Origin of the sequence: Janthinobacterium sp. FT14W (assembly GCF_009208755.1) — a bacterium.
Classification (GTDB): Bacteria; Pseudomonadota; Gammaproteobacteria; order Burkholderiales; family Burkholderiaceae_D; genus Janthinobacterium; species Janthinobacterium violaceinigrum.
The window spans coordinates 1-302 of record NZ_WFLL01000154.1; the positions used below are offsets into that span (position 1 = coordinate 1).

Annotated in this window: 1 protein-coding gene; it reads left to right on the plus strand. The window is 76.2% G+C overall.

Going from position 1 to position 302, the window contains the following annotated elements; genetic code table 11:
- The coding region (locus GCN74_RS29100) for a hypothetical protein (RefSeq protein WP_193317314.1) at positions 1 to 302 on the plus strand (302 nt) is incomplete at both ends.

Genomic DNA, 302 nt, shown 5'->3' on the forward strand with positions numbered 1-302 from the left:
CGGCGGCCATTACCCTGGCAGCCACGCAGGCTGCCCAGGCCGATGACGCTGCGGCAGCGCTGGCCGCGGCCAACGCCGCCAACGCCCAGGCAGCGCACAACGCCGCCGTCGCCGACGATCAGGCCGCAGCGGATGCAGCAGCGACGGCAGCGCTGGCGCAAGCGGCTGCGACGGCAGCGGCAGCGGCCGATGCCACGGCCGCCGCCAGCGCCGCAGCAGCGGCAGCATCACTGCTCGCCGCACAGGCAGCACAAGCCGACGACACAGCCGCCAACCAGGCCGCGGCAAACGCCGCCGCCGCC